We start from the raw sequence: 3,195 nt of genomic DNA, 5'->3' as shown, positions 1-3,195 counted from the left end.
ATGCCGCCAATGGCTGACGATCCGCGGCTGCACGCCGACTGTCTTGGCTATCGCACGCGTGCTGCAGCCTTCCGCGGCCAATAGAACAATCCGGGCACGCTTCAGATCACGCTGTAACGTTCGCGGCAAGCGGCACCGGGCTTCTAGCTCCAGACGCTCCTTCCGCGAAACGCGGACTTCTCTTGCTTCGGGAATCATCCCGATCTTGAATCACGACTCACGTTCTATGAAAAGTGGGTACTAGGGAATGACCATGGGTAACAAGCGGCGGGCCTGTGACCGACCTTGCTCTCTCAGGCTCAGTCTACGCGCCCTATGGTCTGATTCTCTGCACTGACTGCACCTGAGCCGTTGAGAGATCCTCTCCTTCGCTTGGTTGGGATGGCATTCGCATGTGGTGGGCGAAGTCCTCCTCCAGCGTGCCACGGTGTAGCGTTCATTGTCGATCTTCTCGCGGTCCCATTCCCTCGCAATCTGACGTCTCTTGACCTACAATGCAAATGCATTGCCGGGGGCAGATTATGGGAGCGGACCGTGACCAAGACGGCCGAAATCCTTGAAATCCCGCGACAATCACGGAGCGCGGCCAAACAACCGTGCCGGTACCCATCCGTAAGATCCTGGGGTTGGGCAAGCGCGACCAGGTCGTGTTCCGCGGCCTCTCCGACGGGACCGTCGTGATAGCCAAGAAGCAAGCGCGCGCGGACGAGGGCGATCCAGTGATCGGCAAGTTTCTTAAATTGCTTGCACGAGACCATGGCCGATCAGCGGGCGCGGATTCGGCCCGTACCGAAGTCGCTGCTCGCGCGCGGCAAGGCCCTCGTCAAAGGCGTCAAGGTCGATCTCAACTCGGCTCTCCGAGATGACGAGGCGTGAGCGACGATAACCCCAAGATCAATGGTTGGATGATCTACGCGCACCCGCTATTTCTCGACCAGCTCGAGGCGATGATCGCGGCCGTCGAGAAAGCGCAAAACAAGGATCTTAAGGGATATAAGAAGCGCATGGCGGAGCTTCTCGCCGCCGTCCTCAAGCTGGCGCTCGAAGATATCCCGAGCGACCCACTCGTGATGTCTACCGGCAGGGCGCCACGCTCGGCGACGAATACAGGCACTCAATTCCTGCAGCAGTTCCGCCTTTTCTTTCGATACCACCAATCGGGAAACTGCAAAGGTTATCGTGCTCGCCTGGGTAAACGATGACTCGACCCTGTCCGCCTATGAGAGCGCAAATGACGCGTATGCCGTGTTTCGGAAGATGCTGAAACGCGGAAACCCGCCTGATAGCTGCAAGGAGCTCCCGGCCGCCGCTCCGACGCCTCGACCAAGCGAAGGCTCGCGCGATCCGCGCCCAAGGGCTAAGTATGGAAACGGCGCGCGTCGATACACACACTACCCGCACATCGATACGATCAATTGCGAAAAGGTCGGACCCGTCGGGTAGGCCCAGGTCAAGGCCGGGAATGAAATTGCAAGCTTTTCGGTTGCAAAAGTCCGAAAGCTTGCATCGATGTCACCGAAGACGACGTCCAAGTGTCACGGAAGCGGTGCAGTTTCATAGGCAGTCCTCCAGGTTCAGCGCGGCTCCTTGTCTTCGACCATCACCAGCTCTTCTTCAGCAGACGACCGACGCCGCACCTTCCGGAGGAAACCAACACGGTCGCCATTGGCTCCTTGTGACACTCGTCAGGTTTTCGACAGCTAGCCCCTGCAAGATTAGTCTTGGCTCGCGCTGAAATCTCTGCCGCCCCGTACACTGGTCCGGCGCGTAACTCCGCAGATTTGCGCAGGCCCTGTATCGTCATGGATCCAATCGACCCATTATCAGCGAACCATCATAAGGTACGGGACATCGGGCCTCTCGTCGATTCGGACTGGGAGCACGGCTCCCGACGGGCCTCGGACGTCTTGATCGACATACTTGATTACAGCGGGCTCCCGCCGACCCACTTCGTCCCAATCACACGTTTTTCCATCAACCGTGAGCCCTACACGGCCGAGCTGGGGCCGGAAGGGCCCCGCGACGTTCTTCTCGTCCATCACTCCCAAGTTGGGCAGATGGATGAAACCAGGGCATCGTCGTCTGCCAGGCCATGCCATCAGCAGCGACTGGATTTCGCGCCTGTGATCCGCGAGGGGCATTGGGATCACAACCGCGAACGTTTCGCCCCACTAGAGCTCGTCCAAGCACTGGACGACGAGGGTCTCGTGCCGAGCGCGGGCCGTCCAACGCATATCCTCATCGAAGGTGTACCCTATAGGGCCGAGTTGCAAGAAACGGACAGAGGACCGCGCGTTCGTCTCTATCCTGTTGGACGTGGCTGAATAACTCGATTGGACTGCAACCCCAAGGCCCAGCGGGTTTGGGCACGGGTACGCGCTCCACAACCAGCTCGCAGCACGGGCATGCCCGCCTCACCAATGGGGGCTTGGAGGAGTCGCTGACGGCGCGAGGACACATGCCGATCGAGTTCTACCGGCGCTGCGACTGGCTGAAGAACTAGGACGTCGGCGCCATCACCGGCATCAACTTCGTTTCACTCGCTGCGAAGTCCGCTCGAGGTGCCTTCAAAACCCCTGCCGGTTGAGACTCGGAACGTTGCGGGGATGATGTGGGCCGTTCTCAGCTGGAATGTCCTGGCCGCGCCGACTGCCTGACCAGATCTCTGAAAGGACGCATAATTAATTGACCGGGTACAATTATCTTGGCGCGAGGCTAAGATAGCCAAGATCGTCGACGCCCAGGAGGGACGTCGCCAGGCGCTGCTGCCGTCGGCGACATCCCGAAGGTCTGTTTTCGCGGGGAGGCGCATGGCCCTGCCGCGAGCTGCTGTGGAACGTCTACCCAGTGGGTGAATCCTCACCCGAGTATCCAGGCCAGAGGCTAGGGTCCAGCGACGGGTTGATACGAACGAAATCCTCATCTCGCCATTCGGCTGTGTGGGGGACACCTATAATGGAGAAGGTTGTCGGTGAGTCTCTGCTCGGCATGAGCCCGACGCTTCTTAGCATATTCATCTGAGCGTTCGAGGCCGTTTGGGGAAAGAAGACCCAGTACTCGCTGGCACGGAGCTATGGCGGAATCTGGGTGATGACGGCCTGAGAAGGGCGGCGTATCGAGGCGGGTAACCAGCCAGCCAGAACCTCACATGGGATGGTTCGTGTCAAGGCCATCAATCGCAATGCATCAGCAGTC

The 3,195-nt window shown here is 59.4% G+C and carries 3 protein-coding genes and 1 pseudogene; 3 read left to right on the top strand and 1 reads right to left on the bottom strand.

The features are described 5' to 3' along the window. Positions 1-198: helix-turn-helix domain-containing protein (locus ACZYOF_RS43120; protein WP_463719523.1), on the bottom strand; the 198-nt coding region annotated here is incomplete at its 3' end. 336 nt (positions 199-534) lie between these two features. On the opposite strand from ACZYOF_RS43120, the pseudogene ACZYOF_RS43115 reads away from it, so the two are divergent. The 3 genes and pseudogenes from ACZYOF_RS43115 (at position 535) to ACZYOF_RS43105 (ending at position 1,443) form a co-directional block, all read left to right on the top strand. Then, a pseudogene (locus ACZYOF_RS43115) lies at positions 535-876 on the top strand (type II toxin-antitoxin system PrlF family antitoxin). Further along, positions 873-1,202 (top strand): type II toxin-antitoxin system YhaV family toxin, encoded by a 330-nt coding sequence (locus ACZYOF_RS43110; protein ID WP_463719522.1) that lies wholly within the window; start codon positions 873-875, stop codon positions 1,200-1,202. Before ACZYOF_RS43115 ends, ACZYOF_RS43110 begins: the two are co-directional and overlap by 4 nt. After that, positions 1,180-1,443: a type II toxin-antitoxin system YhaV family toxin gene (locus ACZYOF_RS43105; protein ID WP_463719521.1), complete on the top strand. Its 264-nt coding sequence runs from the start codon at positions 1,180-1,182 to the stop codon at positions 1,441-1,443. Before ACZYOF_RS43110 ends, ACZYOF_RS43105 begins: the two co-directional genes overlap by 23 nt. Positions 1,444-3,195 lie beyond the last annotated feature (1,752 nt).

The sequence above is a fragment of the Bradyrhizobium sp. LeoA1Lang genome, assembly GCF_055413685.1.
This window is presented reverse-complemented; position numbering and strand designations above follow the sequence as displayed.